The 26,952-nt window shown below is 73.8% G+C and carries 25 protein-coding genes; 6 read left to right on the top strand and 19 right to left on the bottom strand.

Annotated features, from left to right (window positions below; all coding sequences use genetic code 11):
- Positions 1 to 14: 14 nt before the first annotated feature.
- From AC07VC_RS05320 to AC07VC_RS05300, 5 genes are all read right to left on the bottom strand, one after another.
- Positions 15 to 983 carry an alpha/beta hydrolase gene (locus tag AC07VC_RS05320; RefSeq protein ID WP_494675924.1) on the bottom strand — a complete coding sequence of 323 codons (969 nt, stop codon included), beginning with the start codon at positions 981 to 983 and terminating at the stop codon, positions 15 to 17.
- Complete coding sequence (locus AC07VC_RS05315) at positions 976 to 2,463, bottom strand: MFS transporter (RefSeq protein ID WP_494675925.1); 1,488 nt, start codon at positions 2,461 to 2,463, stop codon at positions 976 to 978. The genes AC07VC_RS05320 and AC07VC_RS05315 overlap by 8 nt, the downstream gene beginning before the upstream one ends.
- A gap of 252 nt (positions 2,464 to 2,715) precedes the next feature.
- A complete protein-coding gene (locus AC07VC_RS05310) occupies positions 2,716 to 3,069 on the bottom strand; it encodes a hypothetical protein (protein WP_494675926.1) in 354 nt (117 codons plus the stop codon).
- 179 nt (positions 3,070 to 3,248) lie between these two features.
- Positions 3,249 to 3,695, bottom strand: coding sequence for a hypothetical protein (locus AC07VC_RS05305; protein WP_494675927.1), 447 nt, complete (start codon positions 3,693 to 3,695; stop codon positions 3,249 to 3,251).
- A gap of 470 nt (positions 3,696 to 4,165) precedes the next feature.
- Positions 4,166 to 5,692 carry an alpha-L-fucosidase gene (locus AC07VC_RS05300; protein WP_494675928.1) on the bottom strand — a complete coding sequence of 509 codons (1,527 nt, stop codon included), beginning with the start codon at positions 5,690 to 5,692 and terminating at the stop codon, positions 4,166 to 4,168.
- Between the two features lie 23 nt (positions 5,693 to 5,715).
- On the opposite strand from AC07VC_RS05300, the gene AC07VC_RS05295 reads away from it, so the two are divergent.
- A complete protein-coding gene (locus AC07VC_RS05295) occupies positions 5,716 to 5,880 on the top strand; it encodes a hypothetical protein (RefSeq protein ID WP_494724449.1) in 165 nt (54 codons plus the stop codon).
- A gap of 125 nt (positions 5,881 to 6,005) precedes the next feature.
- On the opposite strand, the gene AC07VC_RS05290 is transcribed toward AC07VC_RS05295, so the two are convergent.
- On the bottom strand, positions 6,006 to 7,019 hold the full coding sequence (locus AC07VC_RS05290; protein ID WP_494675929.1) for a LacI family DNA-binding transcriptional regulator: 1,014 nt from the start codon (positions 7,017 to 7,019) through the stop codon (positions 6,006 to 6,008).
- A 50-nt stretch (positions 7,020 to 7,069) separates the two neighbouring features.
- Here AC07VC_RS05290 and AC07VC_RS05285 point away from each other — a divergent pair, with 50 nt between their 5' ends.
- Positions 7,070 to 8,932, top strand: a complete 1,863-nt coding sequence (locus AC07VC_RS05285; protein ID WP_494675930.1) for a glycoside hydrolase family 2 TIM barrel-domain containing protein — start codon at positions 7,070 to 7,072, stop codon at positions 8,930 to 8,932.
- A gap of 93 nt (positions 8,933 to 9,025) precedes the next feature.
- Here AC07VC_RS05285 and AC07VC_RS05280 read toward each other — a convergent pair whose 3' ends face one another.
- Genes AC07VC_RS05280 through AC07VC_RS05270 form a run of 3 tightly spaced genes read right to left on the bottom strand, consistent with a single transcriptional unit; the run spans position 9,026 to position 12,407 of the window.
- On the bottom strand, positions 9,026 to 9,496 hold the full coding sequence (locus tag AC07VC_RS05280; protein ID WP_494675931.1) for an NUDIX hydrolase: 471 nt from the start codon (positions 9,494 to 9,496) through the stop codon (positions 9,026 to 9,028).
- Entirely contained in the window at positions 9,493 to 11,580 is a 2,088-nt protein-coding gene (locus AC07VC_RS05275; protein WP_494675932.1) for a S9 family peptidase, read from the bottom strand. Before AC07VC_RS05275 ends, AC07VC_RS05280 begins: the two co-directional genes overlap by 4 nt.
- A gap of 47 nt (positions 11,581 to 11,627) precedes the next feature.
- The gene (locus tag AC07VC_RS05270; protein WP_494675933.1) at positions 11,628 to 12,407 is read right to left on the bottom strand and encodes an SDR family oxidoreductase; all 780 of its coding nucleotides are present in this window, start codon (positions 12,405 to 12,407) and stop codon (positions 11,628 to 11,630) included.
- Between the two features lie 172 nt (positions 12,408 to 12,579).
- On the opposite strand from AC07VC_RS05270, the gene AC07VC_RS05265 reads away from it, so the two are divergent.
- From AC07VC_RS05265 to AC07VC_RS05255, 3 genes are read left to right on the top strand one after another with little or no spacing between them, the layout of a single operon-like run.
- Complete coding sequence (locus AC07VC_RS05265) at positions 12,580 to 12,897, top strand: NfeD family protein (RefSeq protein WP_494675934.1); 318 nt, start codon at positions 12,580 to 12,582, stop codon at positions 12,895 to 12,897.
- The gene (locus AC07VC_RS05260; protein WP_494675935.1) at positions 12,894 to 13,682 is read left to right on the top strand and encodes a glycerophosphodiester phosphodiesterase family protein; all 789 of its coding nucleotides are present in this window, start codon (positions 12,894 to 12,896) and stop codon (positions 13,680 to 13,682) included. Before AC07VC_RS05265 ends, AC07VC_RS05260 begins: the two co-directional genes overlap by 4 nt.
- Before the next feature lie 60 nt (positions 13,683 to 13,742).
- On the top strand, positions 13,743 to 14,108 hold the full coding sequence (locus AC07VC_RS05255) for an RNA polymerase-binding protein RbpA (protein ID WP_317228772.1): 366 nt from the start codon (positions 13,743 to 13,745) through the stop codon (positions 14,106 to 14,108).
- Between the two features lie 76 nt (positions 14,109 to 14,184).
- On the opposite strand, the gene lnt is transcribed toward AC07VC_RS05255, so the two are convergent.
- The 9 genes from lnt to AC07VC_RS05210 all read right to left on the bottom strand — a co-directional run bounded on the left by lnt (position 14,185) and on the right by AC07VC_RS05210 (position 24,607).
- Positions 14,185 to 15,783, bottom strand: a complete 1,599-nt coding sequence (gene lnt, locus AC07VC_RS05250; RefSeq protein ID WP_494675936.1) for an apolipoprotein N-acyltransferase — start codon at positions 15,781 to 15,783, stop codon at positions 14,185 to 14,187.
- Positions 15,780 to 18,251, bottom strand: a complete 2,472-nt coding sequence (locus AC07VC_RS05245) for a DEAD/DEAH box helicase (RefSeq protein ID WP_317228770.1) — start codon at positions 18,249 to 18,251, stop codon at positions 15,780 to 15,782. The genes lnt and AC07VC_RS05245 overlap by 4 nt, the downstream gene beginning before the upstream one ends.
- Positions 18,252 to 18,344: 93 nt before the next feature.
- Positions 18,345 to 19,097, bottom strand: a complete 753-nt coding sequence (tatC, locus tag AC07VC_RS05240; RefSeq protein ID WP_317228805.1) for a twin-arginine translocase subunit TatC — start codon at positions 19,095 to 19,097, stop codon at positions 18,345 to 18,347.
- A gap of 54 nt (positions 19,098 to 19,151) precedes the next feature.
- On the bottom strand, positions 19,152 to 19,508 hold the full coding sequence (tatA, locus tag AC07VC_RS05235) for a Sec-independent protein translocase subunit TatA (protein ID WP_317228769.1): 357 nt from the start codon (positions 19,506 to 19,508) through the stop codon (positions 19,152 to 19,154).
- Positions 19,509 to 19,708: 200 nt separating this feature from the next.
- Complete coding sequence (locus tag AC07VC_RS05230; protein WP_494675937.1) at positions 19,709 to 20,698, bottom strand: helix-turn-helix transcriptional regulator; 990 nt, start codon at positions 20,696 to 20,698, stop codon at positions 19,709 to 19,711.
- Complete coding sequence (locus AC07VC_RS05225; protein ID WP_317228767.1) at positions 20,695 to 21,702, bottom strand: helix-turn-helix transcriptional regulator; 1,008 nt, start codon at positions 21,700 to 21,702, stop codon at positions 20,695 to 20,697. The genes AC07VC_RS05230 and AC07VC_RS05225 overlap by 4 nt, the downstream gene beginning before the upstream one ends.
- A 49-nt stretch (positions 21,703 to 21,751) precedes the next feature.
- Positions 21,752 to 22,795: an FKBP-type peptidyl-prolyl cis-trans isomerase gene (locus tag AC07VC_RS05220; RefSeq protein ID WP_494675938.1), complete on the bottom strand. Its 1,044-nt coding sequence runs from the start codon at positions 22,793 to 22,795 to the stop codon at positions 21,752 to 21,754.
- 61 nt (positions 22,796 to 22,856) lie between these two features.
- Positions 22,857 to 23,918, bottom strand: a complete 1,062-nt coding sequence (locus AC07VC_RS05215; protein WP_317228765.1) for a tRNA (adenine-N1)-methyltransferase — start codon at positions 23,916 to 23,918, stop codon at positions 22,857 to 22,859.
- A complete protein-coding gene (locus AC07VC_RS05210; RefSeq protein ID WP_494675939.1) occupies positions 23,915 to 24,607 on the bottom strand; it encodes an HAD family hydrolase in 693 nt (230 codons plus the stop codon). Before AC07VC_RS05210 ends, AC07VC_RS05215 begins: the two co-directional genes overlap by 4 nt.
- Positions 24,608 to 24,686: 79 nt before the next feature.
- Here AC07VC_RS05210 and AC07VC_RS05205 point away from each other — a divergent pair, with 79 nt between their 5' ends.
- Positions 24,687 to 25,637, top strand: a complete 951-nt coding sequence (locus AC07VC_RS05205) for a PAC2 family protein (protein ID WP_317228763.1) — start codon at positions 24,687 to 24,689, stop codon at positions 25,635 to 25,637.
- Positions 25,638 to 25,665: 28 nt separating this feature from the next.
- On the opposite strand, the gene mshC is transcribed toward AC07VC_RS05205, so the two are convergent.
- Positions 25,666 to 26,949 carry a cysteine--1-D-myo-inosityl 2-amino-2-deoxy-alpha-D-glucopyranoside ligase gene (gene mshC, locus AC07VC_RS05200; RefSeq protein WP_494675940.1) on the bottom strand — a complete coding sequence of 428 codons (1,284 nt, stop codon included), beginning with the start codon at positions 26,947 to 26,949 and terminating at the stop codon, positions 25,666 to 25,668.
- Positions 26,950 to 26,952: the final 3 nt, after the last annotated feature.

Below are 26,952 nucleotides of genomic sequence, written 5' to 3'. Positions count from 1 at the left end.
GCCCTGCCGTGCGGTCACCTGCTCAGGAGCCGCGTCGTCCATCCCGCCAGCGCGTGGACGGCGGTCCGGGACAGCACGGCGGCCGGCACCATGCTGGTGAACCCGTGGAACGCCCCCGGCCAGACGTGCAGCTCGGCCGGGACGCCGGCCTCCCAGAGCCGGCTCGCGAAGGCGACCGTCTCGTCGCGGAACACCTCCGCGCTGCCGCAGTCGATGTAGGTCTCGGGCAGCCCGGACAGGTCCTCGGCGCGTGCGGGTGCGGCGTAGGCGGACACGTCGGGTCCGCCACGGCGGCCGCCGAGGTAGGCGTCCCACCCGAAGCGCGTCATCGCGCGGTCGGCGACGCCCACGCCGTCGATCTGCCGGGTCGAGACGGTGGAGTCGCTGTCGTCGAGCATGGGCGAGATCAGGATCTGCGCCCGCAGCGGCGGTCCCTTCCGGTCGCGCGCGAGCAGGGCGGTGCCCGCCGCCAGTCCGCCGCCGGCGCTCTGGCCGACGAGGACGATGCGGTCCGCGTCGATCCCCAGCGAGTCGGCGTGCTCGGCGGTCCAGACGAGGCCCGCGTAGCAGTCCTCGATCGGGTAGGGATCGGGGTGCTCGGGGGCGAGGCGGTAGTCCACCGTGATCAGGACGACGTCGTGGGTGAGCAGCCACTCGTCGTAGGAGTCGAGGTTCCCGAGGTGGTGGCCGAACATCATGCCGCCACCGTGGATGGTGAGGAAGCAGGGGGCGGAGCCTTCGCGCCCGATGCGCTGGATGATGCCGAGCGCGATCGGATCCCCGCCGTGCCCGGCGATGATGACTCTCCGGCGCTCGAGCCCGCGCGCGCGGAGGGACTCGTCGAGCTCCTGCTCCGTCATCCCCAGCTCGCGCATGCGGGGGAGCATCTCCGTGGTCAGGGTGAAGGGTCCGTGCTCCTGCATCCGGGTGAGGAAGGCGGCGAGCTCGGGGTCGAAGGGGGGTCGTGCGAGTGCGTCAGTCATCGGCGGGCTCCTGTGTCGAGGTGGTGGTGGTGGTGGTGCGTGAGCGGATGGCACCGAGCGCCACGAGGGCGGCCGCGGCGAGGGCGAGGGTGGAGCCGGCGATGGTGATCGCGCCCTGCAGCTGCGCGAGCCCGGACGCGGTCGCGGGTGCGCTCGTGATGCTCCCGGTGACGAGGGCCGCGAGGATCGTGCCGGTCACGGCGATGCCGGTCGCGGTCGCGAGCTCGCTGGAGGTGTCCACCAGCGCGGCGCCGACGGAGGTGCGGTCGGCCGGGAGCCCGTGCAGCACGGCCGTGCCGGCGACGACGCCGACCACGCGCACGCCGGCGGCGACCAGGACGAGGGCGATCAGCACCCCGGCGTAGCCGAGTCGCCCGAGGAGGGCGAACACGGCGAGCCCCGCCACCACGGCGGTCGCGCTCGCCGCGGCCGCGCGGTCCAGGCCGACGCGCTGGACGAACGGGCCGACGAGGCGCCCGCTGGCGAGGAGGACGACCACCTGCGGGAGCATGGCGACGGCGGCCAGAGCCGGGGTCCACCCCCACGCGAGCTGCAGCTGCAGCGTCACCAGGTAGGACAGGCCCGCGACCGCCAGACCGGCCGCCGCCTTGGATGCCAGGCCGCTCGACACGGCCGGCAGCGCGAGGAGGCGCGTCTCCAGCAGCGGGTGTCGCGCGGTGCGCTGGCGGACGGCGAAGGCGGTCCCGGCCAGGACGGCGGACGCCGAGGCGATCCACGGGGCCCAGGATCCGGGGCCGTCCCCGACGAAGAGCGTCGGCGCGACGAGGGCCGCGGTGATCGTCGCCGTGCCGAGCAGCGCCCCGACGACGTCGATCGGATCCGCGTGCAGCTCGGCTCGGGCGTCGGCTGCGATGCCGACGCGGATGCCGATGACGGCGAGCGCCGCGATGGGCACGTTCGCGAGCAGGAGCACCTGCCAGGGGGCGACCGCGAGCACGAGCCCGCCGGCGGTCGGTCCGACGGCGAGCCCGGCGAGCCCCGCGGTGGAGATGACGGTGATCGCGCGGACCCGGAGGGCCTGGGTGTCGAACAGCCGGAAGGCGAGCGCCATGGACCCGGGCGTGGTCATCGCCGCCGCGATCCCCATGGCCGCGCGGACGGCGATCAGCTGCTCCGTGGACGTCGCGAACGCGGTGGCCGACCCGGCGACGGCGAGCACGACCAGCCCGGCCAGCATGACGCGGCGGCGCCCGAAGCGGTCGGCGATCGCGCCGAACAGCAGCATGAGACCGCCGAACGCGACCGAGTACGCGCCCGTCACCCACTGCAGGCCGGCCGTCGAGGCGTCGAGGTCGCGCCCGATGGTGGGCAGGGCGACGTCGAGCACCGAGTCGTCGAGCATCTCGAACAGGAACACGGCAGAGAGGCCGGACAGGGCGATCCAGGCGTCACGCAGGCGACGCGGAGAGGGATCCTCCACCGCGTCGCGCGGGGTGGATCGGGGGGCATCGGGCACCATGGGCGCACTCCTTCTCGGGGGAGAAGTGGCGGATCGTTCGATGCCGCGTGTGCGCGCAGACCGCGATCGAGCGCGGTCTGCTTTTTACCTCAGATGAGGAGAACCTACACGATCGGCGCCAGCGCGGGCGTGCTGCCCGCGCAGCGGACCGGGGCGGCGGCCTCGTCCGATGCCGCGCACCCGGAGGGCGCTGATGGCCGAGTCCGAGGCCGATCCGGAGAGGGGGCGTGGTGGTTCGTCACGTCGTGCTCCTCACGCCCCACCGGGCGTGAGGACGTACCACGGGAACTCGCCGAACCAGAGCGTCGGGAGCGAGAGGACGACGAACACGACGTCGGCGACCAGGATCCCGACGGTCCCCGCCGTCCTGCCCTGCCGCTTCGCCAGGGCGACGATCGCGAACATCAGGCTGAGGGTCGCCAGCAGCTCGATCGGCACCCACGCGAGGAGGAACAGCGGGTAGAGGATCAGCAGCCCGGTCCCGTCGACGTGGAACGGGATCCACATCACGCACCAGAGCACGGCGTACACGCCGAGCGCGACGGCGCCGGTGAGCATGGCGACCTTCGCCCACCGGTCGTCGCGCGACGAGGCGGACCGCGTCATGTGCTCTCGTTCCCGTCGAAGGTGGATCCAGGCTAGGCCAGCGGCGGCGGGTCGGCCCCTCAGCAGGAGCTGCGGACGATCCTGGTGGCGAGCTCGCGGGGCCCGCGCCGGGGAGGCGCCCGCAGCCGCCGGGGCATCGGGAGGGGCGGTCCGGTGCCGCGGGAGTGCATGTCGAGCGTTCAGGCGGGGAGCCGTCCGATGACCGCACCCGCCAGGGCGTGCCACTGATCCCGGGTGATGGGACCGGGGACGACCTCCACCGCGTAGTCCACGTCCTCGGCGGAATCGGGCGTCCAGTCGTCGAACCAGGAGCGGAGCACGAGGTCCCCGTCGGTCTCCGCGTCCCGGGTCCAGTACAGGGCGAAGGTGTGCGCGGTGTCGTCCGCCCGAGTGAGGGCGTGGACGCCGGACAGCCCTGATGCGAGCTCGGCCCGGACCCGCGGGAAGGCGTCGGCCTGCGGCCAGTCGAGGTACGCGCTCACCACCGCGCGGTGGATGGCGAGCGCGTCGAAGCGGACCCTCCATCGGCCGTGCACGGCGAAGCCGAGGGCGAGGCCCTCGGACACGGCGAGGCGCTGACGGACGTGCGACAGGGACCGGGGATCCGGTGCCGGTTCGTCTGACATGCGTGATCCCCACGGTTCGGCCGCTCGCGACGAGGCACGCGTGGCGCCCATCCCCGCACGGAGTCCTGGCACCGGCAGGGGAGGAGTCCCGCGCCTCCGGGGGAGCGGCGGCGAGCGCCTCCGCGCACGGCGTCCGCGTCGATCACCTCCGGTCGGGCGATCTCCCCTCATCGTGCGGAGCAGGAAGGGCTCGCCATCCGGTGGCACCGCCGCGTGCGCGACCGTGCGTCCCATGCAAGCACGTCGATCGGCCCGGAGCGTCCCGGCGAGGGCCGTCATCGACTCGCGCTCCCCGCTGGCGGTGAGGAGTGCCCGGATCCGCTGGGGTACCAGTAGTGCTGGTTTCGCGAGGCTGGCGACGAGCGCTCCGGGTCGTGGGTCCGGATGCGACGCGGAACAGCTGCCCGCGCCGCCGTCGCGCTGCTCGGCGCCACCCCGTGTGCGGCTCACGCCCCGCACGTGAGCCGACGTCACTGGTGCAGGAAGTCCGTCCGCGGCTGGACGTCCTCGGGTGCGAGGAGCAGCCTGACCACGGAGGCGCCGGGTGCGCGCACGACCAGGTCGCCGGCCGACTGCTCCCAGTCCACCGGTCCGGTGCGGCCGAGGACGGTGACCTCGGTGATGCGACGGGTGAGGAGCCCGGCGCCGCGGCCGAACGCGCGGATGCGCATCTCGCCCTCTGCCGACGGCGCCAGCGAGATCGCGTAGACGTAGTCGCCCGTGACGTGGGCCCGGGAGGTGAACCGGAAGTCGGCGTCGGTGAACGCAGCGGGTGCGCCGTCGACGAAGGAGCCGACGACGACCTGCGTGGGGCCCTCGGCGGCGATGGCCCAGGGGCGGGTGCCGTAGATCGCCTCGCCGTTGACCGAGAGCCACGCGCCGAGGCCGCGGAGCAGGTCCGCCTCGGCCTCGGGGATGGTCCCGTCGGGCTTGGGCCCGACGTTGAGCAGGAGGTTCCCGTTCTTCGCGACCACATCGGCGAGCTCCGCGATTATGTCCTCGACGGTCTTGTACTCGTGGTCGCGCACCCACGACCACGAGCCCTTGGACACGGCGGTGTCGTTCTGCCAGACGGTGGGCTGGATGACGCCCATCGTGCCGCGCTCGATGTCGTAGACGGCGGTGCCTTCGGCGAAGGCGTCCCACTTGTAGTTGATGACGACCTCGCGGCCCCACTGCGCGGCCCGGTTGTAGTAGTAGGCAGCGAGCTGCATGACGTAGGGCTCGAACGCGGGGTGCTCGATCCACCAGTCGAACCAGAGCACCTGCGGGCGGTACTTGTCGATGATCTCGACGGTCCTCAGGAGCCAGTCCTCGAGGTAGCGCTCGTTCGGGCCGGTCTCCTCGCGTTGAGCGGGGCCGTAGAAGTCCTGGTACTCGGGGTCGAGGACGTCGGAGTCGAAGCGGGCTCCGCCGTTCATGAAGAACCAGTGCTCCGCCCGATGCGTGGAGGCGCCGCGGACCATCCACGCCCTGTCGGTGGCGGCGGAGAGCTCGCCGAACACGTCGCGGCCGGGTCCCATGCGGGCGGCGCTCCATCTCGACCGGTCGGTGTCGTACATGGCGAAGCCGTCGTGGTGCTCGGCGACGGGCACGACGAACTGCGCGCCGGCCTGGCGGAAGAGCTGCGCCCACGCGTCGGGGTCGAAGTCCTCCATGGTGAAGGACGGGATGAAGTCCTTGTAGCCGAACTCCCTCTGGGGTCCGTAGGTCTCGACGTGGTGGGCGAACTCGGGCGTGCCCTCGCGGTACATCTCGCGGGCGTACCACTCGCTCCCGAACGCGGGGACGGAGAACACGCCCCAGTGGATGAAGATGCCGAGCTTCGCGTCGGCGTACCACTCGGGGGGCGTGTAGCTGCGGAGGGAGTCCCAGTCGTCGCGGAACGGGCCGGCGTCGATGACGGCACGAAGGCGCGCCAGGGCGGCGTCGTTGTCGGACACGTCGACGGGGTGCGGCAGGGTGGCGGGGTCGAGCGGGCGGAGGTCGTGGGTCATGGTTCTTCGTCCATTCGCATGTCGTGGCCGCTGCCCGGGGCGACGGTCCGGATGGCGGCGACGAGCCGCCGGTGGATCTGCATCGACACCAGCATGGCCGGGACATCGTGCGCGACGCCACCGGCGCGGCGACCGGCGCGGTGCGCGGGCGCACGCGCTCCGAGGCCGACCGCGTCATCCCTCGGTGATCGTCGTGCAGAGCGCCAGGCAGGGCGAGAGCGGAGGGGCGTCTCCGCCCTCACATGACATAATGTGCATTATCGGCTATCTACCACGAGCCGGGAAGCGGCGCCCGCCGACCCGCATCCCGCGCTCAGGACGGCGCCGGCGCGCTCTCGCGCACGACCAGGCCGTGCGCGACGGTCACGTGCCGCCCCGGCCGCTCGTCGCCGGTCACGCGCTGCAGGAGCAGGTCGAGGGTGCGCTCGACGAGCTCCGTCGTGTCGGGCGCCACCGACGTGAGGCTCGGCATGACGCTGGCCCCGAGCTCGATGGCATCCCATCCGACGACGGCGACGTCGTCCGGCACCGACAGCCCGTGCCGCCGCAGCGCCCGCAGCGCGCCGATGGCCGCCAGGTCCTCCCGGCACAGCAGCGCGTCGACGACCATCCCCCGGTCGAGCGCCTCCGACAGGGCGCGCTCGGCGCCGAGGGCGTCGCCCTCGTCGCGGGCGACGAGCAGGCCGTCGTCCACGGCGAGGCCCGCCTCCGCGAGCCCGTCGCCGTAGCCCTCCAGCCGGAGCGCCGACGTCCGCGACATCGTGCCGCGCTCGTGTCCCAGGAACCCGATGCGGCGCCGACCCAGCGCCACGAGATGCGCGACCGCGGCGCGGGCCGCCTCGACGTTGTCCACGGCGACCTGATCCGATCCCGCCGGCTGCGGGTCCTCGCCGAGGAACACGACGGACGCGTCCCCGCGCATCCCGTCGAGGTCGGCGGCCGTCAGCGCCTGCGGATGGATGATCAGTCCGTCCACGAACCCGGCCTCCCGGTCGTGGAGCACCGCGCGCTCGCCGTCGGCGGTGCCGCCGGTCTCGATGAGGAGCATCCCGTACCCGCGCGCCTTGGCGACGCGCGCGAACGCGTGCGCGAGCTCCGCGAAGTACGGCCGCCGAAGGTCGGGGAACGCCAGCCCGATCATACTCGAGCGGCCCGTCGCGAGGCTCCGGCCCGAGCGGTTCGGCCGGTACCCGAGCTCATCGATCGCCGTCCGCACGCGCTCCCGCATCCGGGGGCTGATGTGCGGGTAGTCGTTGACGACGTTGGACACGGTCTTCATCGAGACGCCGGCGAGGTCGGCGACGTCCTGCAGCGTGACCCGTCCCATGCCGGAATGGTATCGACGCGGCGCTCTTACAGCGCTGTAAAGTGTTCGTCATGCCCACCGCCGCATCCCTTCCCCCGACGCGCCCCGAGCTCCCCATCGCCACCCGGCAGGACGGCTCCCACCCCCGCCCGCAGTCCGTGCGCGGCCAGTGGGCCGGCCTCGACGGCCCCTGGTCCTTCCGGCACGACGACGCGGACGTCGGCCTGGCGGAGGGCTGGTCCGCGGGCTTCGACCAGGCGCAGCGCATCATCGTCCCGTTCCCGCCCGAGTCCGAGGCCTCCGGCATCGCCGACCCCGGCTTCCACCGCGTCGTCTGGTACTCCCGCGTCATCACGACCGCGGACCTCGAGGAGGCGGGGCGCTCCGACGCCGCACCGCGGATGCTCCTGCACTTCGGGGCGGTCGACTACCGCGCCACCGTGTGGATCGGCGGCCGCCTCGTGGGGACGCACGAGGGCGGCCACACCCCCTTCACCTTCGACGTCACCGCCCTCGTCGCCGAAGGCCCCGAGCACACCGTCGTCGTGCGCGCCGAGGACGACCCGCACGACGTGACGCAGCCCCGCGGCAAGCAGGACTGGCACGAGGCGCCGCACGCCATCTGGTACCACCGCACCACCGGCATCTGGCAGACGGTCTGGCTCGAGGCAGTGCCCGACGTCTCCATCCGCGCGCTCCGCTGGGTCCCCGTCGACCATGCGCTCGTGTCCCTCGGGGTCGCCCTCCGGGGGCGCGCCGCCGCCGGCTCGCGCGTCCGCGTCGAACTCCGCTGGGAGGAGCGCGACGAGCACCTGGGCACGATCGAGACCACCCTCCCCGCCGCGGGCGACACGGTCGACCTCGTCGTCCCGGTCTCCCGGCAGACCCACGGCCAGGCCGAGGACGAGCTCCTGTGGAGCCCCGAGCAGCCGCGCCTCGTCGATGCCACGGTGACCCTCCTCTCCCCCGACGGCGCGCCCGTGGACGCCGTCGCGTCCTACCTCGGGCTCCGCACGGTCGCCACGGACCGCGGCTCCTTCCTCCTCAACGACCGCCCCTACGACGTGCGCTCCGTCCTCGACCAGGGCTACTGGCCGGCCTCCCACCTGGCCGCGCCCTCCTACGACGCGCACCGCACCGAGGTCGAGCTGATCAAGGAGCTCGGCTTCACCGCCGCCCGCATGCACCAGAAGATCGAGGACCCCCGCTTCCTGTACTGGGCCGACCGGCTCGGCCTCCTCGTCTGGGGGGAGGCGCCCAACGCCTACGCGTTCTCCGCGACCGCCGTGCAGCGGCTCATGCGCGAGTGGATGGACGCCGTCGAGCGCGACGTCTCCCACCCGTGCATCGTGACCTGGGTGCCCCTCAACGAGAGCTGGGGCGTGCAGCAGGTCGCGTCCGACCCGCGACAGCAGGCCTACTCGCGCTCGCTCGCCGACGTCACCCGCGCCCTAGACCCCTCGCGGCCCGTCATCTCCAACGATGGCTGGGAGCACACGTCGAGCGACATCATCAGCGTCCACGACTACGAGGGCGACGGCGACGCGCTCGCCCGCACCTTCGCCGACGAGGCCGCCCGGACCCGCCTCCTCTCCGGGATGGGGCCGAGCGGCCGGCGGATCCTCGTCGACGGCGTCGAGGACGGGGGCCGGCCGCTCATGCTGACGGAGTTCGGCGGGATCGACTACCAGCCGGGCGAGGCCCGCGAGGACGCCTGGGGCTACACGGCCGCGGTCGACGCCGACGATTGGATCGCCCGGATCACCGGGCTGTACGACGCCGTCCGCCTGAGCCGGGTGCTCGCGGGGTCCTGCTACACGCAGCTCACGGACACCATGCAGGAGACCAACGGGCTGCTGACCGCCGACCGGCAGCCGAAGACCGACATCGCGCGGATCCGACGGGCGATCACGGGCGGCACCGAGGCGCCCTGACGCACAGCGCCCCGCGACGGCCGGGCCCGGTCGGACCGGTCCGCGCCGGTCGTCGCGGCGCCGCTCCCGCGGGGGCCTCAGCGCACGACGCGCTCAGGAGCGTCGGGACAGCACCTCGCGCGCGACCTCGACCAGCTCGGCCGGCTCGACGGGGTCCGCGGTCGCCGCGAGCTCGTCGAGCGCGAACCAGCGGTGGGCGTGGATGTCGTCGAACTCGTCGGGCATCCAGTTGTCCGACACGGGCGTGAACGCGTCGACCCGCACCAGGTAGAACGTCGAGTGCCCGACGTCGAGCGCGCCGTCGATGCGGCGGCGCGCGTAGTCGTGCTCCCAGGCCGGCTCCCCCACCGTCTCGACGCGGAGGCCGGTCTCCTCGAAGAGCTCGCGGCGGGCCGCGTCCGCGGGCGACTCCCCCGGGTCGATGCCGCCGCCGGGCGTCAGCCACCGGGGCGGCAGGTCGACGTCCACCGAGTAGTTCGTCAGGAACAGCAGCAGCCGGTCGCGCTCGTCGACCAGCAGGATGCGCGCCGTGTCCCGGACGTGGCGCACGACCCCGTCGGTCATCGCGCGTCCGCGCCGACGGGCAGGTGCCGCGCCCACCACTCGAGGATCGCCGCGAAGCGCTGCACCCGGTGACGGGGGCGGCCGGACCGGCTCAGCTCGTGGTCCTCGCCCGGGAACACGAGCATCTCGGTCTCGACGCCCGCGCGCACGAGGGCGAGGTGGTACCGCTCTGCCTGCGACAGCGGGCACCGCAGGTCGTCCTCGGAGTGGACGACGAGGGTCGGCGTCCGCACCTGGTGCGCGACCGCCTGCGGGCTCTGCGCCCGGCGCACGTCGGCGTCGTACCCGGTGTACTCCTCGCCGAAGAACGTGCCGATGTCGGAGGTCCCGGTGAACAGCTCCGGGTCGAGGAAGCCGCGCTCGACGATGGCGCCCTGGAAGCGGTGCTCGTGCGCGATGGTCCACGCGGTGAGGTAGCCGCCGTAGGAGCCGCCCATGATGCCGGCGCGGGATCCGTCGATGGAGTCGTGCACCGCGACGGCCCCGTCGAGGAAGTCCAGGACGTCGTCCATGTCGACCGTGCCCATGCGCTCCTTGATGACGCGGCCGTGCTCCTGGCCGTACCCGGCGGCGCCGCGCGGGTTGCAGAGCAGCACCGCGTATCCGGCGTCGGCGTAGACCTGCGCCTCGTCGAAGAGGTGCACGCCGTACGCCGCGTACGGACCCCCGTGGATGACGAGGAGGACGGGGTGCGGCCCCTCCCCCTCGGGCAGGACGACCCAGCCGTGCACGGGATACCCGTCGCGGCCCTCGACCACGAGCTCGTGCAGCGGGCGGATCCCCGTCGCGCGCAGCGCGGCGGAGAAGTCGGTGAGCTGCTGGAGCGCCGATCCCGCGTCGGGGGCGCGGTCGGTGCGGACGAGCGCGAGGTCGCCGTGGGTCCGCGGATCGGTGAGGGCGACCACGACCGCCCCTCCCCCGATGCCGACCCCGGTGACCTCCACCTGGTCGTCCACGAGCGCCTCGACCGCGGCGTCCGCGGTCACGCGGAGCAGCTGGACGGTGCCGCGGGAGGCGTTCAGGACGAGGACGGCGTCGCGGTCCTCGATCGTGATGCCGCTGCCGCCGAGGTCGACGGTCTCCGCGTCGGTGAGCGCGCGGGGCGCGTCGTCGCCCGCGTCGAGGACGTAGAGGGCCGTGTTGCGGGCGACGAAGTCGATGCCGCGCTCCCCGAGGTCCTGCGCGAGCAGGTAGTGCCGGCCGCCGTCGACGGACGCGACCTCGGAGATGCCGAGCCCGGCCTCGTGCGACACGACCGTGCGGACCTCCGGCAGCGCCGCGGACGCGTCGCCGGGTGCGGGGACGGCGACGGCGTACGCCCCCGAGAGGAGGTCGTCGTCGCGGCCCTCGTGGCGCGAGGCGACGAACAGCACCTCGGTGCCGTCGGCGGAGAAGCGCGGCGACTCGTGGTCGACGGGCTCGTCGGTGAGGCGGACCACGGGCGGCAGGCCGGCGCGCTCGGCGGCGGACGGCGTCGCGTCCGCCCCCTCGCCGCGGACGGCCGGGTCCCGGGCGTCCGGGTACCCGGAGGGGACGGCGGCGACGAACGGCTCCGCCTCGAGGTCCGGGACCTCGACCAGCGACAGCTGCACGTGGCGGTCGGTCGACCAGCCGAGCCCGTTCGCGAGGTAGCGGGTCGTCGTGATGCGGCGTGCGGGCTCGGCGGCCGCGCTGACGCCCTCGACGCTCCCGTACCGGCCGGGCTCGGCGATGCGCGAGGCGAAGACGATGCGGGACCCGTCGGGCGACCAGTCGAAGGAGCCGACGCCGAGCAGCTCGTCGGTCACCGCGACCGGCTCGCCGCCGGTGGCCCGCACCACGTGCAGCTGCGGCGGGCCCTTCGGCTCCGCGCGGAGGAACGCGAGGAGCGCGCCGTCGGGCGACAGGCGCGGCGCCGTGTCGCGGAAGCCGCGCGTGATGCGCCGCGGGGGCGTGGATCCGTCGGTCGTCACCTCCCACAGCTGGCCGGTGTACGCGTCGGCATGCACCCGCGGGCGCGTGACCGACACGACGGCACGGCGGCCGTCGGACGAGACGGCGGGGCGGGAGACGGAGGTGAGGAGGTCGAGATCCGTGGTCTTCATCGCTCCGAGCCTAGCCTCGGGGCGTCAGCGCCTTGCGGTGGCGGCGGTCACTCGGCGGCGAAGCTGCCGGTGTCGCCGACGAAGCGGGTGTGGTCGGCGGGGATGGGGTCGACGACCGCGCGCGCGACCTCGGCCGCGAACTGCGACACGTTGTAGAGGCCGCCCGAGGCCTCCTTGCGCTCCTGGATGGCGGTCGGGTTCATGCGGCCGAGGAGGGTCGCCGTGATGGTGCCCTCGATCATGTCGCCCGAGACGACCACGAAGCCGATGCCGCGCTCGTCGAGCTCCGGGAGGAGCTCGCGCAGGGCGTCCTCGCCCGCGCGCTTGCTGCGGGCCACGGCCTCGTACTCCGGCATGGTCGGGGTGGTGCGGATGAAGTGCGCCTGGTGGCTCGTGACGAACACGATCCGGCCGCCCTCGGACATGAGCGGCAGGGCACTGCGCAGCACGTTGAGCTGGGCGTCGCGGTTGAGGGTCATGGCGTAGTCCTCCGCCATGCCGCTCTCCATGCCGCCGGAGGCGTTGAGCACGAGGACGTCGAGTCCGCCGAGCTCGGAGCGGACGGTCTCCATGAGGCGGTCGACGGAGTCGCGGTCGGTGAGGTCGGCGCCGACCGCGACGGCCTTCGCACCGCCCTCGCGCAGCTGCGCGACGAGCTTCTCGGCCCGCGCCGCCTTGTTGCGGTAGTTGACGACGACGTCCGCGCCGGCCGCCGCGAGGTAGGCCACCGTGTCGGCGCCGATGCCGCGGGAGGAGCCCGTGACCAGCGCGCGTCGGCCGCGGAGCTCGTCGGGGGCGAAGGGGCGGTTCTCGTCGACGGTGCTCACAGCGGTACTCCTCTGGCGGTGCGCGCCGGAGCGCGGGACGGGTCGTCCGGCGAGGGACAGGACGGGCCGCGCGGGCGGGACACCACGCTGACGGCCCTGAGAGCCTAGCGTCCGGCACGAGGGCGGTGGGCTAGGTTCGGGGCATCCGGTCCACGGAGCGAGGGAGCAGCGGGTGACGGTCCTCCTCGACGACCACGCGTGGATCGCCTGGCTCCTCCTCATCGTCGTCTGCGTCGTCGTCGAGATGCGGCGCCTCGACCTCGCCGCCCTCTGCGGCGGCTCGGCGGCGCTCGGCGCCCTCCTGTCCGGGCTGGTCGGCGCCCCCTGGTGGCTGCAGGCGCTCCTGGCGGTCGCGACGGCCGTCGTCCTCCTCGCCGTCGCGCGACCCGCCCTCCTCCGCGCGCTCCCGCTGGAGGGCCCGTCCGCGGGCGCTCCCGCCGTCGCTCCCGGCGTCGCGGCCGTCTCCCCCGACGGCGATCCCGTCCCGTGACCGGCGGCGGGTGGTTCGACGCCCCGGCTCCCCGCGTCCTCGCGCACCGCGGCTGGACGGGTCACGGCGCCGTCGAGAACACGCTCGGCGCCTTCCGCGCCGCGTGGGAGCTGGGGGTGACGCACCTCGAGACCGACGTCCACGTCACCGCCGACGGCGCGTGCGTGCTCTGGCACGACGACGACCTCCAGCGGCTGACCGGTCGGCCCGGCCGGGTGCGGGACGCGACGCTCACGGAGCTCCGGGCGGTCGACCTGGGCTCGGGCGCCCGCGTCGCCACCCTCGCCGAGCTGCTCGCGGCGCTGCCCGATGCCCGGCTGAACATCGACGTGAAGGGACGCGACGCCCCGGCGGCCGCGGCCCGCGACATCCGCGCGGCCGGCGCCCGGGATCGCGTGCTCGTCACGTCGTTCTCCTCCACGCGGCGTCGACGCGCCGTCGGCCTCCTCCCCGGCGTGGCGACCTCCGCGGACGCCGTGCGGCTCCTCCTCGCGGTCCTCGGCGCCCGCGCGGGGCTCGCGCCGGTCGTCCGCCTGGCACTCCGCGGCGTCGACGCCGTGCAGATGCCGCGTACCGTGCTGGGCATCCGCACCGTGTCCCCCGTGATGGTCGCCCGGCTCGCCCGCGCCGTCCGCGAGGTGCACGTCTGGACGGTCGACGACCCCGACGAGATGATCCGCCTGGTCAGGGCGGGGGTGCACGGGATCGTGACCGATCGCCCCGATCTCGCCCTCGCCGCCCTCGCATCAGGGGACTGGGATTCGCCTGGGAACAGGGCGTCCTGAGAAAGGATCCTCACAGCCGCGAGGTTTACAACGGGGAGTGCATCGCGAGAGGAGACCACAATGGCAGATCGCAGCTTGCGCGGGATGAGGCTCGGATCCACGAGCCTGCAGAGCGAGGAGGGCGTCAGCTTCTCCCCCCGCCAGAGGAAGACGTACCGCACGTCCGACGGGACCACCTTCGAGGTCGTGTTCTCGGCGGACGCCGAGGTCCCGGAGGTCTGGGAGTCGCCGAAAAGCGGCCTCGAGGGCCGACTGCTCGACGCCGAGGGCGACCCCGTCGCCCACGAGGAGGTCGAGGCGAAGGTCCCCCGCAGCCACTGGGACATGCTGCTCGAGCGCCGGACCCGCGCCGAGCTGGAGGAGCTCCTCGAGGAGCGGCTCGCCACCCTCCGCGCGCGGCGCGGTCAGCACCGCATCGGCGCCTGACCCGGCCCCTCCGCTCGCGAACGTCCGGAGCACCCCTCGGCATCGCCGGGGGGTGCTCCTCTGCGTGCGGCGGTCGTCAGCGGGCCGCGCGCCGGCCCCGGCGGCCGAGCGCGAACCCGGCCACGGCCAGGGCGCCGAGGCCGAGGCCCGACACGAGCCACTCGATGTCGCGGCCGACGAGGACCGCCGGCGTCACGACGTCCGCGGTCGGCACGTCGACCACCATCGATCCGGCCGTGAACCACGGCAGGCGGTCGAGGTCGCGGCCGTCGGGACCGACGATCGCGCTGGTGCCCACGGTGGAGATGTTCACGACGCTGCGGCCCGTCTCGAGCGCGCGCATGCGCGCGATCGCGAGCTGCTGCACGCTCTCGTCGGTGCGGCCGAAGTCGGCGTTGTTCGACTGCGCGAGGATGATCTCCGCGCCCTCGTCGACCATGTCGGTCGTCAGCTGGTCGTCGACGATGTCGAAGCAGATCGCGATGCCCGCGGTGATCCCGGCCGCGTCCATCACCTGGTCTGTCGTCCCCGGGGTGTACTCGCGCTGGATGAGCCCGATGAGGTCCGGGGCGAACGGCTCCCAGAACGCGCGGTCGGGCACGTACTCGCCGAACGGGACGGGGTGCTTCTTGTCGTAGTGGTCGGACGCCCCACCCCCGGTCCACACGAGCGACTCGTTGTAGAACCGGCCGTCGCGCTCCGTCACGGTGCCGACCACGAGCGGGGCCCCGAGGCGCTCCACCACGCGGTCGAGCGCGGCCGCCGACCCCGCGTCCCGGAGCGGATCCGCGTCGGCCGCGTTCTCGGGCCACACGACCATGTCGACGTCCGCGTCGGCCGGGATCTCCGCGGTCGCCGCGAGGTGCGCGCGCAGGATGTCGCCGTACCGGGCGCCGTCGAAGTACCCGGCCCTCGCATTCCCCTGCACCGCGGCGACGCGCGTCGTGCCGGTCGTCTCGACCGGGAAGGCGGGGACGACGAGCACCAGCGCGACGGCGGTCCCCGCGACCAGCGCACGTGCTGACCGTCGCACGCGCTCCTCGGCGGCGAGCTCGAGGAGGAGCGCCACGAGGAGGACGAGCACGAACGACAGTCCGGACAGGCCGAGCCACGTGACGAGGTGCGCGAACGGGCCCTCCGACTGCGACAGCGACACGCGGCCCCACGCGAACCCGCCGTAGGGCCAGACGGCCGAGATCGCCTCCCGGGCCGTCCACAGCCCGGCCACGGCGACCGGCAGCGCGATCACCCGGCCGGCGACCGTGGGGAACGCGCGGGGGATCCAGCGGGTGGCCGTCGCGATGGCCGCCGCGCCCGTGGCGACGAACAGCGACTCGAGCGCCGACAGCGCGATCCAGGGCACGGGCCCCAGGTACAGCGACGCCCACTCGATGTGCGTCAGGTAGAAGGCGAGCCCGGCCACCAGCCCCACGAGGAACGCGGGACCCGCCCGACGGCCCCGGAGCGCCAGCAGCACGAGGGCGATCCCCGGGAACACGAGCGGCCAGAGGCCCCGGTCGGGGAAGGCGGCGTCGAGGACCGGCCCCGAGGCCGCCGCCGCGAGGAGCGCGCCCCACAGCGGGAGCGGAGGACGGACCGGCGCCCCGGCGGAGGGCGGCGGTGCCGACGCGGTGGCGCTGCGCTCCCGACGGGGAGCCCGGGCGAGCGCGGTCACACCGAGGAGTACGCGACGATGCCGCGCCGGATGCTGTCGAGCGCGGTCCGCGCGTTCCGCGACACGGGGCCGTCCGCCACGACGGAGAGCTGGTCGAGGAGGTCGATGGTCTGCTTGGTCCAGCGCACGAAGTCGCCGGCGGCGAGGTCGGCCTCGTCGAGCACGGAGTCGAGGCTGCCGCCCCGGGCCCACCGGTGCATCGGCGCGCACAGCCCCGTCGAGAGCGGCTCGGTGGTCGGCAGGCGGCGCTCGCGCTCGACGTCGTCGAGGCGCGACCAGATCTCCTCCGTGCGCTCCAGCGCGGCCCGGAACGCCCCGCGCGGGAGGTTCCGCTCGTTGCGGTCGCCCTCGTCGCGGCGCGGCTGGTAGACGAGCGACGCGGCCATGGCGGCGAGCCCCGCGGGGTCGAGGTCGACCCAGACCTGCGTGCGCAGGCACTCCGCGACGAGCAGGTCGCGGTCGCCGTAGATGCGCTTCAGCATGCGGCCGTTGGGCGTCGGGGCGACCTGGCCGTCGGCCGCGCGCTTGAGGTAGCCGAGGGACAGCAGCAGCTCGGTGACGCGGTCGAAGACCTTGGCCACGGCGTTGGTGCGGGTCCGGATCTGCTGGCCGAGCGCGTCCGTCTGCCGCTTGAGGCGCCACCAGCGCTCCGCCCAGCGCGCGTGCGACTCGCGGTCCTTGCAGGCGTGGCAGGGATGCGCCTTCATCCGGCGGCGCAGGTCGGCGAGCTGGCGCTGCCGCTTGTCGCGCTCGCCGTGCTGTCCCGGCTGCTGCATGTCCGCGCGGGCGGCGGTGGCGCGCTCGAGGTCGCTGAGCTCGCGCCGGAGCCCCGAGTACTCGCGGAAGTCGCCGAGGTGGCACACCATGGCCTTCTCGTAGCCGGCGAGCGACTCCTCCTGCGTGCGCACCTTCCGCGCGAGGTCGACCACGGCGCGGTCCGCCTGGAACTGCGCGAACGACGACTCCAGGACCTCGCGGGTGCGGTCGCGGCCGAACTGGTCGATGAGGTTCACGGCCATGTTGTAGGTGGGTCGGAAGCTGGAGTTGAGGGGGTAGGTGCGGCGGGAGGCCAGGGAGGCGACGGCCTGGGGATCCAGCCCGTCCTTCCACTGGATGACCGCGTGGCCCTCCACGTCGATGCCGCGCCGACCGGCGCGGCCGGTGAGCTGCGTGTACTCTCCCGGCGTCAGCGGCACGCGCGCCTCGCCGTTGAACTTCTCCAGCTGCTCCAGCACGACCGTGCGGGCCGGCATGTTGACGCCGAGCGCCAGCGTCTCGGTGGCGAAGACGGCCTTCACGAGCTTCCGCTGGAACAGCTCCTCGACGACCTCCTTGAACGCCGGCAGCATGCCGGCGTGGTGGGCGGCGACCCCGCGCTCGAGGCCCTCCAGGAACTCCCAGTAGCCGAGGACGGCGAGGTCCTCGTCGCGCAGCGTGCGGCACCGCTCCTCGACGATGGCGCGGATCTCATCGCGCTCGTCGGCGTGGGTGAGCCGGACGCCGGCCCGGAGCACCTGCGTGACGGCGGCGTCGCAGCCGGCGCGGCTGAAGATGAAGAAGATGGCGGGCAGGAGGTTGCGCTCGTCGAGGAGCGCGATGACCTCGGGGCGGTCCATGCGCCCGCGGTCCCAGGGACCGGGTGCCCGTCGCCCCGCACCGCCGCCGGCTCCCCCGCGTCCGCGGCCCTGACCCTGGCCGCCCCGCACGCGGACCGCCTCCCGGCCGCCGCCGTGCGTCATGCGCACGAGCTCGGGGTTCACCCGGTGCGTCGCGGCGAGGCCGGACGAGTCGAACAGGTCCACCATGCGGTGGCGCACGATGACGTGCTGCTCGAGCGGCACCGGACGCTCCTCGGAGACGATGACGTCCGTCTCGCCCCGCACGGCCTGCAGCCAGTCGCCGAACTCCTCGGCGTTCGAGACGGTGGCGCTGAGGGACACCATCCGCACCGTCTGCGGCAGGTGGATGATGACCTCCTCCCAGACGGCGCCGCGGAAGCGGTCGGCCAGGTAGTGCACCTCGTCCATGATCACGAAGGCGAGGTCGCGCAGGAGGTCCGAGTCGGCGTAGAGCATGTTGCGGAGCACCTCGGTCGTCATGACCACGATGCGGGCGCGGCTGTTGACGTTGGTGTCGCCCGTGAGCAGGCCCACCTCGTCCGGCCCGTACTCGGCGACGAGCTCGGCGTACTTCTGGTTGCTGAGCGCCTTCATGGGCGCGGTGTAGAAGATCTTCGCGCTCGGCCGCTGCATGGCGAGGTACACGGCGAACTCGGCGACGACCGTCTTGCCGGCACCCGTCGGGGCGGCGACGAGCACGCTGCGGCCGTTCTCCAGGGACTCGGCGGCGGCGCGCTGGAAGGGGTCGAGGTCGAAGCGCAGCCCGCTCGCGAAGGACTCCAGGAGCGGCAGGCTCCGGCGGTTCCGGGAGGCGGCGTAGCGTTCGGCGGGCGAGAGCTGATCAGTCACGATGCGTCGAGTCTAGGCTCCGGATCCGGGCGTCGGCCGGGTACGGACGCGACGACGCCCGCCCCCTCGGGGACGGGCGTCGGGTGGGCTCGATCAGGCCAGCAGGTCGTCGGCCATGGCGTCGGCGCGACGGGCGCGCCGACGGTCGTTGAGGAGCGAGATCCCGGCGGCCACGAGGTACAGCAGCGTCATCGGGATGGCCAGCAGGAACATCGACATGACGTCGGCGGCCGGCGTGGCGATCGCGCAGAACAGGATGATCAGGAGGATGGCGATCCGCCACGACTTGATGATCGTCCGGCCCGACAGGATCCCCATGAAGTTGAACAGCACGAGGAACACCGGCAGCACGAACGCGATGCCCACCGCGAACACGAGCTTCAGCACGAAGTCGAAGTACTCGCGCGCGGTGATGAAGGACGAGTCCCCCGCGCCCGCGAACTGCGTGAGCAGCGCCACGATGTGCGGCAGCACGAACCAGCCGGCCGCGCACCCGGCGAGGAACAGCGGGACCGCCGAGAAGAAGAACCCGAAGGTGTAGCGGCGCTCGGTCCGGGTGAGGCCCGGGACCAGGAACGCGAACACCTGGTAGAGCCACACGGGGCTGGAGATGATGAGCCCCACGTACAGGGCGATCTGCAGCCGCAGGTCGAACGCCGACGTGATGGTCGGGAAGTTGAGGCTGGCGTTCCGCCCCTGCTCCGCGTTGATGGTCTCGATGGGCTGCCGCAGCGCCTCGAGGACGAACGAGGAGAGGAACCACCCCGCCACCATCGCGAGGATGATGGCGACGCCCGCGATGAACAGCCGCTTCTTCAGCTCCAGGAGGTGCTGGACGAGCGACATGCGCCCTTCGGCGTCCCGCTTCCGCTGGCGCGGTCGCTCCGTGGTGCTCACGGATCAGGCGCTGGGGCGGGAGTCCCCGCCGTCGCGCGGGGAGTCGTAGCGCGGGGCGTCGTAGCGGGGCTCGTCCAGGCGCGACTCGCCGGGGCGCACGTAGTCGCGCGGCGCGGAGTCGCGGGGACGGTCGCGGTCGTCCGCGCGGTAGCGGTCGTCGTCGCGGCGACGGTCCTCATCGCGGACGTCGTCGCGGCGCTCGGGGCCGCTCTCCTCCTTCATGGTCTTCACCTCGCCCTTGAAGATGCGCATGGACTGGCCCACGCTCTTCGCCAGCGCCGGCAGCTTGGTGGAACCGAAGAGCAGCACGATGACGACGAGGATGATGACGAGGTGCCATCCGGTCAGGTTTCCGAGCATGTGGTTCACGTTCCTTCAGGTCGGGGGGCCGGACAGTCGTTGTCGGGATCCACGGGGAGTCTAACCTCGGGACCCGCCGAGACGCCCTGCTCGGCATGGTGATTCACCCGGAGTTCCCCTGAGCGGACCACCGGTCCGCACGGATCCCTCCCTGGTGTCATGCATTCGGAGCGGACCGCCGCAGCGCTCGGTCCGGTGCGTCAATCCGCCTCGTCGTAGGCGGCAGCGGCCCGCTCGGCCCACTCCGCCACCGCCGCGCGAGCCTCCGGCGGCGAGGTGACCACCACGACGCCCGCCATGCCGGCGACCAGCCGCACGAGCCCCTGGTAGTGGGCGACCCGCACGGTGACGGACACGCGACCGGGCCGGCCGGGCACCGGCACCGGGCGCTCGTCGCCCACGAAGTCGCCGAGGAGCGGCACGGCGCCCTCCGCGACCTCGAGGGTGACGCGGAGGTCGTCGGGGCTCGGCTCGAACAGCGTGTCCCCCAGCACCACGTCCTGCGGACGGTGCTCCGGCGGGAGGTCGGTGACGACGAGCTCGTCCAGGCGATCCAGGCGGAAGGTGCGCACGGCGCCGCGTGCCAGGTCCCACCCGCGCAGGTACCAGTCCTCGTCCATCGATTCCAGGCGCAGCGGATCCACCACGCGGCGCTCCGTGCCGCCCCGCGGGCTCCGGTAGTCGAACTCGACGCGCCGCTCGTCGGCGATGGCGCGCCGGAGGTCCTCGCGCGTGCCGTCGCCCGTGCCCGCCGCGACGGCGACCTGGCTGGGGCTGGCCGAGGACCCGCGCGCGAGCTTCGCCATGAGCTGGCCGACGAGGTCGAGGTCGCTGGCATCCGCCTGCGACGACACGTACTGCAGCCCGGCGATGAGGGCCGCCGCCTCCCGCGCCGAGAACCGGGGCGAGTCGTCGATGGCCACCATGTGCGTGATGACGATCTGGTCGTTGTCCTCGAAGTCGTCCCACGCGATGTCGAACAGGTCGCCGTGCTGGTACGAGGCGGTCGAGCCGGGGACGCCGGACACCGCGATGAGCCGGACGGCCTGCCGGATCTGCTCCGGCGGCACCCGGAAGTGCGCGGCGGCCTGGCTGACGCTGACGCGCCCGTGGTCCGTCAGGTAGGGCACGAGCGCCAGCAGGAACGCCAGCTTGTCCTGCGCCTGGAGCGGCGCGGCGCGGTCGGTCACGAGGCGTCCTCACGGTGGGCGGCGATGGTCTCGGCGAGGCGGGCGCGCACGGCGTCCCGGAGCCTCGGCGGTGCGATCACGCGGGCCTCGGGCCCGAGACCCGCGACCTCGTCGGCGAACAGGTTGGTGTCGGAGTAGTGCACGCGGAGGCGTCCGTCGCCCAGGTCCTCGGTGCCGCGGCGACGGCGCAGGCGGATCTCCGCGTCGGACCCCGGCGCGACGGCCACCTCCCCCACCCCGTTCGACCAGACCCGGTCGAGGTCGGCGAGGGCGCGCTCGGCGTGGTCGTCGCCCTCGGCCTCGAAGCCGCGGCTGGTCACGCGCACGCGGTCCACGATGCGCGAGAGGAGGAACGTGCGCGGTCCGGCGGCGTCCTGGTCGATGCCGTGCAGGTGCCAGCGGCCCTGGTGCTGCACGAGCGCGAGCGGCGCCACGGTGCGGATCCGGGCCGTGCGCTCGCCCGGCTTCAGGTACCCGAAGGAGACGAGCACGTGACGCTCGAGCGCCACGCTGAGGGGCGCGAACGCCGCCTCGCGCGTACGGAGGCGCGGCGCGTAGCCGATGACCGGGTCGTCCGACTCCACGCCGAGCGAGCGCAGCTTGATGAGCGCCCGCCGCGACTCCCCCGACAGCGACCCCTCCCGCCACACCATGGCGGCGAGGTTCAGCAGCGTGGTCTCCTCGGGCGTGAAGGACAGGTCCGCCGGCAGCTCGTAGGCGCCCCGCGGGATGCGGTAGCGCAGGAGCTGGTTGTTGCCCTCCTGGCCGGGCGCGTCCACCGTCTCCAGCGGCACGCCGAGGTCGCGGATGTCGTCCTTGTCGCGCTCGAACTGGCGCTCCAGGTTGGCGTTGTCGCCGCCGGCCCGATAGCGCTGCCGATAGCCCTGGACGCTCGAGAGCACCTCGTTCTTGGTCAGCCCCTGCTCGGTGGCGAGCAGCGCCAGCACGAGGCTGAAGAGGCGCTCCTCGACCGGCACGGTCGGACGGCGGGATGTTTCGGGCACGCGGTGGTCCTCACAGGTGGTGCAGCCCCCGGCCGGTGGCGATGCGTCGTTACGGTGTCGTGCTGGTGCCGAGGATATCCACCACGTACACGAGGGTGGAACCGGCGGGGACCTGGGCGGTGGCCTGGTCGCCGAAGCCGTCGCCCGGGGGGACGACCGCGATGACCTGGTCGCCGACGTGCTTGCCGACGAGGGCCCGGGCGAGGCCGGGCGTGACGACGAGCGCGGAGGCCGCTCCCGTCGAGGGCGCGGACGTGGTGGCCGTCGCGGGGACCTGCAGCGGCCCGCCGCCGGTCCAGCTGGATCCGAACACGGCCTGGCGCTCGGCCGAGGTGCTCGTGCCCCAGACGACGCCCGTGTACTGGAGGGTGACGGTGTCGCCGTCGCCGACCTCGTCGCCGTCGCCCGCGCGCAGCAGGGCGTCCCGGTACTCGGTGGGCGGGGTGCTCGGCGGGATGGTGATGCCCGGGACGCCGTCGTCGGTCGTGACGACGGACGGGAAGCCGGCCTGGGCGGGCTGCGGGTCGCCGGTGGCGCGCTCCGGGTAGGAGGAGGTGATGTCGACGATCAGCACGAGCCCGTCGCTCGCGGCGAGGCCCTGGGCGGACAGGTCCTGGCCGGGGAACACCGTCGAGACGGGCACCGCGACGGCGAGCCGCGAGCCGACCGGCATGCAGGTCATGGCGTCCTCGAGGTACGGGAGGCTCTCGTGCAGCGACGCCGGGGTGAAGAGCGGGGAGCCGGTGGTGCGCGCGTTGGGCGCGATGCGGGCGTACTCCGCGAGGGTCGCGCCGGTCGAGCCGTCGACGATGGAGGCCGCGGCCGTGATGCCCTGGTTCGGCTGGACGCGCGGCCCGTCGCCCTCGATGACGGTCGAGACCTCCACGTCGGAGGGCTTCAGCGGCGTCGGGAACGCGACCGACGCGGGCGCGCTGCCGACGTCGCCCGTGGCCGACACGGTGCTCGACGACGTGCCGGACGAGGCGAGGGGCGTGCAGTCCGCCGCCTGGCCGGATCCGGAGCCCGAGGGGCTGCAGGCGGCGAGCGACAGCACGAGGCCTGCGCAGACGGTGAGCGCGGCGGAACGGCGCACGTGACTCCTCTTTCGGTGGTGGGGGCGGCCGCCACGCACCCGCGTGATCGGCCCTGTCATCCTAGGCGGTGGGGTCGGCGGGCTCCGGCGCACCGGCCGCGTCGTCGGGCAGGGCGTCGGCCGCCTCCGCGGCGTCCCGCGCACCCGCGAGCTCCGCGCCGCGCTCCGCCACGCGGACGCGCTTGCGCAGCACCTTGTCGCTCACCCGGCGCTCGCCGAGCGAGCCGGGGGTCCACGCCTCCATGTCCTCGTCGCTGAAGTCCGACTTCGACGCGCGGCGCTTCAGCTGCGGGAGCACCGAGCCCGGCGCGAGGCGACGGGCGGTGATGAGGAAGCCGGTGTGCCCGATCATGCGGTGCTCCGGGCGGACGGCGAGGCCCTCCACGTGCCAGCCGCGGATCATCGTCTCGCTCGCGTCCGGGTTCGTGAACAGGCCGGTGTCGCGCAGCGCCTCCGCGACGCGCGACAGCTGCGTGACCGTCGCGACGTAGCAGAGCAGCACGCCGCCGGGCGTGAGGGCCTCCGCGACCGCGTCGACGCACTCCCACGGGGCGAGCATGTCGAGCACCACCCGGTCGACGGAGTGCGGCTCCGCGACGGTGGGCAGCGCCTCGGCGAGGTCGCCCAGCGTGATGGACCAGTTCTCCGGGCTGTGCCCGAAGTAGCTCGACACGTTCCCGCGGGCGACGTCCGCGAACTCCTCGCGGCGCTCGAAGGAGAGCAGGGTGCCGGTGGGCCCGAGCGCGCGCAGCAGCCACATGGACAGGGCGCCGGATCCGACCCCCGCCTCCACGACGGTCGCGCCCGGAAAGACGTCGGCCAGGCCGAGGATCTGGGCGGCGTCCTTCGGGTAGATGATGGCGGCGCCACGCGGCATGGACATGACCACGTCCGAGAGCAGCGGGCGGAGGGCGAGGCACTCGACGCCCGCGCTGTTCGTCACGACGCTGCCGTCGGGCAGGCCGATGAGCGCGTCGTGGTCGATCATCCCGCGGTGCGTGTGGAAGACCTTGCCGGGCTCGAGCAGGATCGTGTTGAGGCGCCCCTTGGGACCCGTCAGCTGCACGCGGTCGCCCGCGCGGAAGGGTCCGCTGAAGCGCGCGGCGCTCGTGTCGACGGTCATGCGCGCACCTCGTCGCGGATCGGAGTGCCACGGCGGTCGACATGGGCGGACTCGAGGTCGGCGAGGGTGCGGCCGGCGAGCGTGTCCCAGAGGACGTAGGCGGGGTCCGCGGGCAGCGGGACGTGGTGCGGGACGGCGATGGCCGTCGCCCCGGACGCGGAGGCCGAGGCGACGCCCGGGCCCGAGTCCTCGATGGCGACGCAGTCGCGGATGTCGACGCCGAGCTGCGCGGCCGCCGTGAGGTACGCCTCGGGGTGCGGCTTGCCGTTCGCGACGTCGTCGCCCGCGACCACCCGGTCGAACGCGTCGAACGGCACGGCGGCGGCGACCTGGTGGGCCATGCGCCCGAGGGACATGGTCACGAGGGCGGTGGGGATGCCCGCCTCGCGCACCTCGCGGAGGAGCTCCCGGGCCCCGGGCCGCCAGGGCACCTCGACGAGGATCTGCTCCATGACGCGGTCGGTCAGCCTGTCGACGATCTCCGCGACGGGCAGGTCGACGCCCGCCTCCTGGAGGATCCGCGCCGAGTCGTCGAGCCCGTTGCCGACGAGCCGCAGCCCGTCCTCCTGCGTCCACGTGCCGCCGAACGAGCCGACCAGCGCCTGCTCCGCCACCATCCAGTAGGGCTCGGTGTCCACGATCGTGCCGTCCATGTCCCAGAGGACGGCCGCGGGTCTGTTGCTGATCACGGGGAGCGAGTCTATCGGTGGACCGCGCGTCCTAAGCTTGTCCGACGACCGCCGCCGGGCGGACGGGGACGGGAGTCACGTGGCGGATGCCGAGAGGTTCGTGAGCGGACGGCTGCTGGTCGTCGCCTTCGAGGGCTGGAACGACGCGGGCGAGGCCGCCAGCGGAGCGGTCCGGGCGCTGAAGGAGCTCCTCGACCTCGAGGCGGTGTCGTCGGTCGATCCCGAGGACTACTTCGACTTCCAGTTCAACCGCCCCACCATCGGCTTCGCGGAGGACGGCACCCGCGAGCTCGAGTGGCCGGGCGCGACGCTCTACGGCCCCCGCAGCCCCCGCCGACCGACGCAGGACCTGGCCGCCGACGCCCAGCTCGGCGTGAGCGGCGACAACGGCGGCAGCATCCACCTGCTGCTCGGCGTGGAGCCCTCGCGGCACTGGACCGCGTTCACCGCCGAGGTGCTGGATGCGGCGCGCGCCGCCGGGGTCGAGGGCGTCGTCCTGCTCGGTGCGCTGCTGGCCGACGTGCCGCACACGCGCCCCATCTCCGTCTACTCCACGAGCGAGAACCAGGACGTGCGGGCCGAGCTCGGGATCGAGCGGAGCACGTACGAGGGTCCCGTGGGGATCCTCAGCATCATCGCCCAGCGCGCCGAGGAGATGGGCATGCCCACCGTCTCGCTGTGGGCGTCCGTCCCGCACTACGTGCACAGCGCCCCGTCGCCCAAGGCGACCCTCGCCCTCATCGACAAGCTCGAGGAGATGGTCGACGTGGTGATCCCGCGCGGCGAGCTCGTCCAGGAGGCGGCGACGTGGGAGGCGGGCATCGACCAGCTCGCGGGCGAGGACGAGGACATGGCGTCCTACATCCAGCAGCTCGAGCAGGCGCGCGACACGGTCGACTCCCCCGAGGCGAGCGGCGAGGCCATCGCGCAGGAGTTCGAGCGGTACCTCCGCCGGGGCGACGGGCCGCGCGGACGCGGCGACGACCGGCCCGAGGAGCCGTGGCGGCCGAGGGACCCGAAGGACCAGTAGGCCGTCCGCCGTCGGCCCCGCGACGCGGTCAGGCGGCGGGAGCTCCGAGCGCCACGCCGAGGAGCGCGTCGACCGCGGCCACCTCGACGGGGGTGGCCGGGACGCCGGTGGCGACGCGGAGGTCGAGGAGCAGGATGGCACCCGGGGTGTCCAGGTCGTCGGCCAGGCGCTCGCGGACGAGCTGCACGAGCTCGCCGTGCTCCGACGCTTCGGCCCCGGGCACGGGCACGGCATCCGCGGCCCAGGCGTCCCACGCGGCGAGCCGCGCGACGGACTCCTCCAGGAGCGCGTCCGTCCACTCCCAGTCGGCCCGGTAGTGCTGCGCGAGGAGCGCGAGGCGGATGGCGCGGGGGTCGACGCCCGCCGCGCGCAGGCGCGACACGAGCACGAGGTTGCCGAGCGACTTGCTCATCTTCTCGCCCTGGTACGCGACCATGCCGCTGTGCGCGTAGAGGCACGCGAAGTCCTCGCCCGTGAGCGCCGACGCGTGCCCGGCGGACATCTCGTGGTGCGGGAAGATGAGGTCGCTGCCGCCGCCCTGGACCGTGACCGGGCGGTCGAGCTTCCGCAGCGCGATCACGGCGCACTCGATGTGCCAGCCGGGTCGGCCGCGGCCGACGACGCTGTCCCACGCGGGCTCCCCCGCGCGCTCCACCCGCCACAGCAGGGGGTCGAGCGGGTCGCGCTTGCCGGGGCGCTCGGGGTCGCCGCCGCGCTCCGCGGAGAGGACCGCCATGGTGTCGCGGTCGTAGCTGCTCTCGTCGCCGAGCGCCCACGGGCCGGTGTCGCCGGCGCGGGCGATGTCGAAGTAGAGGTCCGAGGCGCCGGCCTCGGCCGCGTCCGGGGTGGGGACCGGGTAGGCGGTGCCGCGGCGCACGAGCTCCGCGACCGCGGCCGCGACCTCGTCGACGACCTCGGTGACCCCGACGTAGGAGTCGGGCGGCAGGATCCGCAGCGCCTCCATGTCGGTCCGGAACAGCTCGACCTGCTCGGCGGCGAGGTCGCGCCAGTCGACGCCCGTGGCTGTCGCGCGCTCGAGCAGCGGGTCGTCGACGTCGGTGACGTTCTGCACGTAGGCGACGTCGTACCCGCGGTCGAGCCAGATGCGCTGGAGCGTGTCGAAGGCGAGGTACGTGGAGGCGTGGCCGAGGTGCGTGGCGTCGTAGGGCGTGATGCCGCAGACGTACAGGCCCACGCGGCCGTCGCCGACGCACTCGGCGGGACGGACCGCGCCGGTGCTGGTGTCGTGCAGGGACGGGACGGGCGGCTCCCCCGCGACGACGGGGACCTCGGGACGTGACCAGGCGCGCACGGG

Source organism: Clavibacter sp. GW821-FHT01D01 (assembly GCF_059422605.1).
This window is presented reverse-complemented; position numbering and strand designations above follow the sequence as displayed.

Bases quoted from the DNA above. Each gene is read 5' to 3' on its own strand.
- AC07VC_RS05320 (WP_494675924.1), bottom strand. From the start codon at position 983: ATGACTGACGCACTCGCACGACCCCCCTTCGACCCCGAGCTCGCCGCC.
- AC07VC_RS05315 (WP_494675925.1), bottom strand. From the start codon at position 2,463: ATGGTGCCCGATGCCCCCCGATCCACCCCGCGCGACGCGGTGGAGGAT.
- AC07VC_RS05310 (WP_494675926.1), bottom strand. From the start codon at position 3,069: ATGACGCGGTCCGCCTCGTCGCGCGACGACCGGTGGGCGAAGGTCGCC.
- AC07VC_RS05305 (WP_494675927.1), bottom strand. From the start codon at position 3,695: ATGTCAGACGAACCGGCACCGGATCCCCGGTCCCTGTCGCACGTCCGT.
- AC07VC_RS05300 (WP_494675928.1), bottom strand. From the start codon at position 5,692: ATGACCCACGACCTCCGCCCGCTCGACCCCGCCACCCTGCCGCACCCC.
- AC07VC_RS05290 (WP_494675929.1), bottom strand. From the start codon at position 7,019: ATGGGACGGGTCACGCTGCAGGACGTCGCCGACCTCGCCGGCGTCTCG.
- AC07VC_RS05285 (WP_494675930.1), top strand. From the start codon at position 7,070: ATGCCCACCGCCGCATCCCTTCCCCCGACGCGCCCCGAGCTCCCCATC.
- AC07VC_RS05280 (WP_494675931.1), bottom strand. From the start codon at position 9,496: ATGACCGACGGGGTCGTGCGCCACGTCCGGGACACGGCGCGCATCCTG.
- AC07VC_RS05275 (WP_494675932.1), bottom strand. From the start codon at position 11,580: ATGAAGACCACGGATCTCGACCTCCTCACCTCCGTCTCCCGCCCCGCC.
- AC07VC_RS05255 (WP_317228772.1), top strand. From the start codon at position 13,743: ATGGCAGATCGCAGCTTGCGCGGGATGAGGCTCGGATCCACGAGCCTG.
- tatC (WP_317228805.1), bottom strand. From the start codon at position 19,097: ATGTCGCTCGTCCAGCACCTCCTGGAGCTGAAGAAGCGGCTGTTCATC.
- tatA (WP_317228769.1), bottom strand. From the start codon at position 19,508: ATGCTCGGAAACCTGACCGGATGGCACCTCGTCATCATCCTCGTCGTC.
- AC07VC_RS05215 (WP_317228765.1), bottom strand. From the start codon at position 23,918: ATGACCGTCGACACGAGCGCCGCGCGCTTCAGCGGACCCTTCCGCGCG.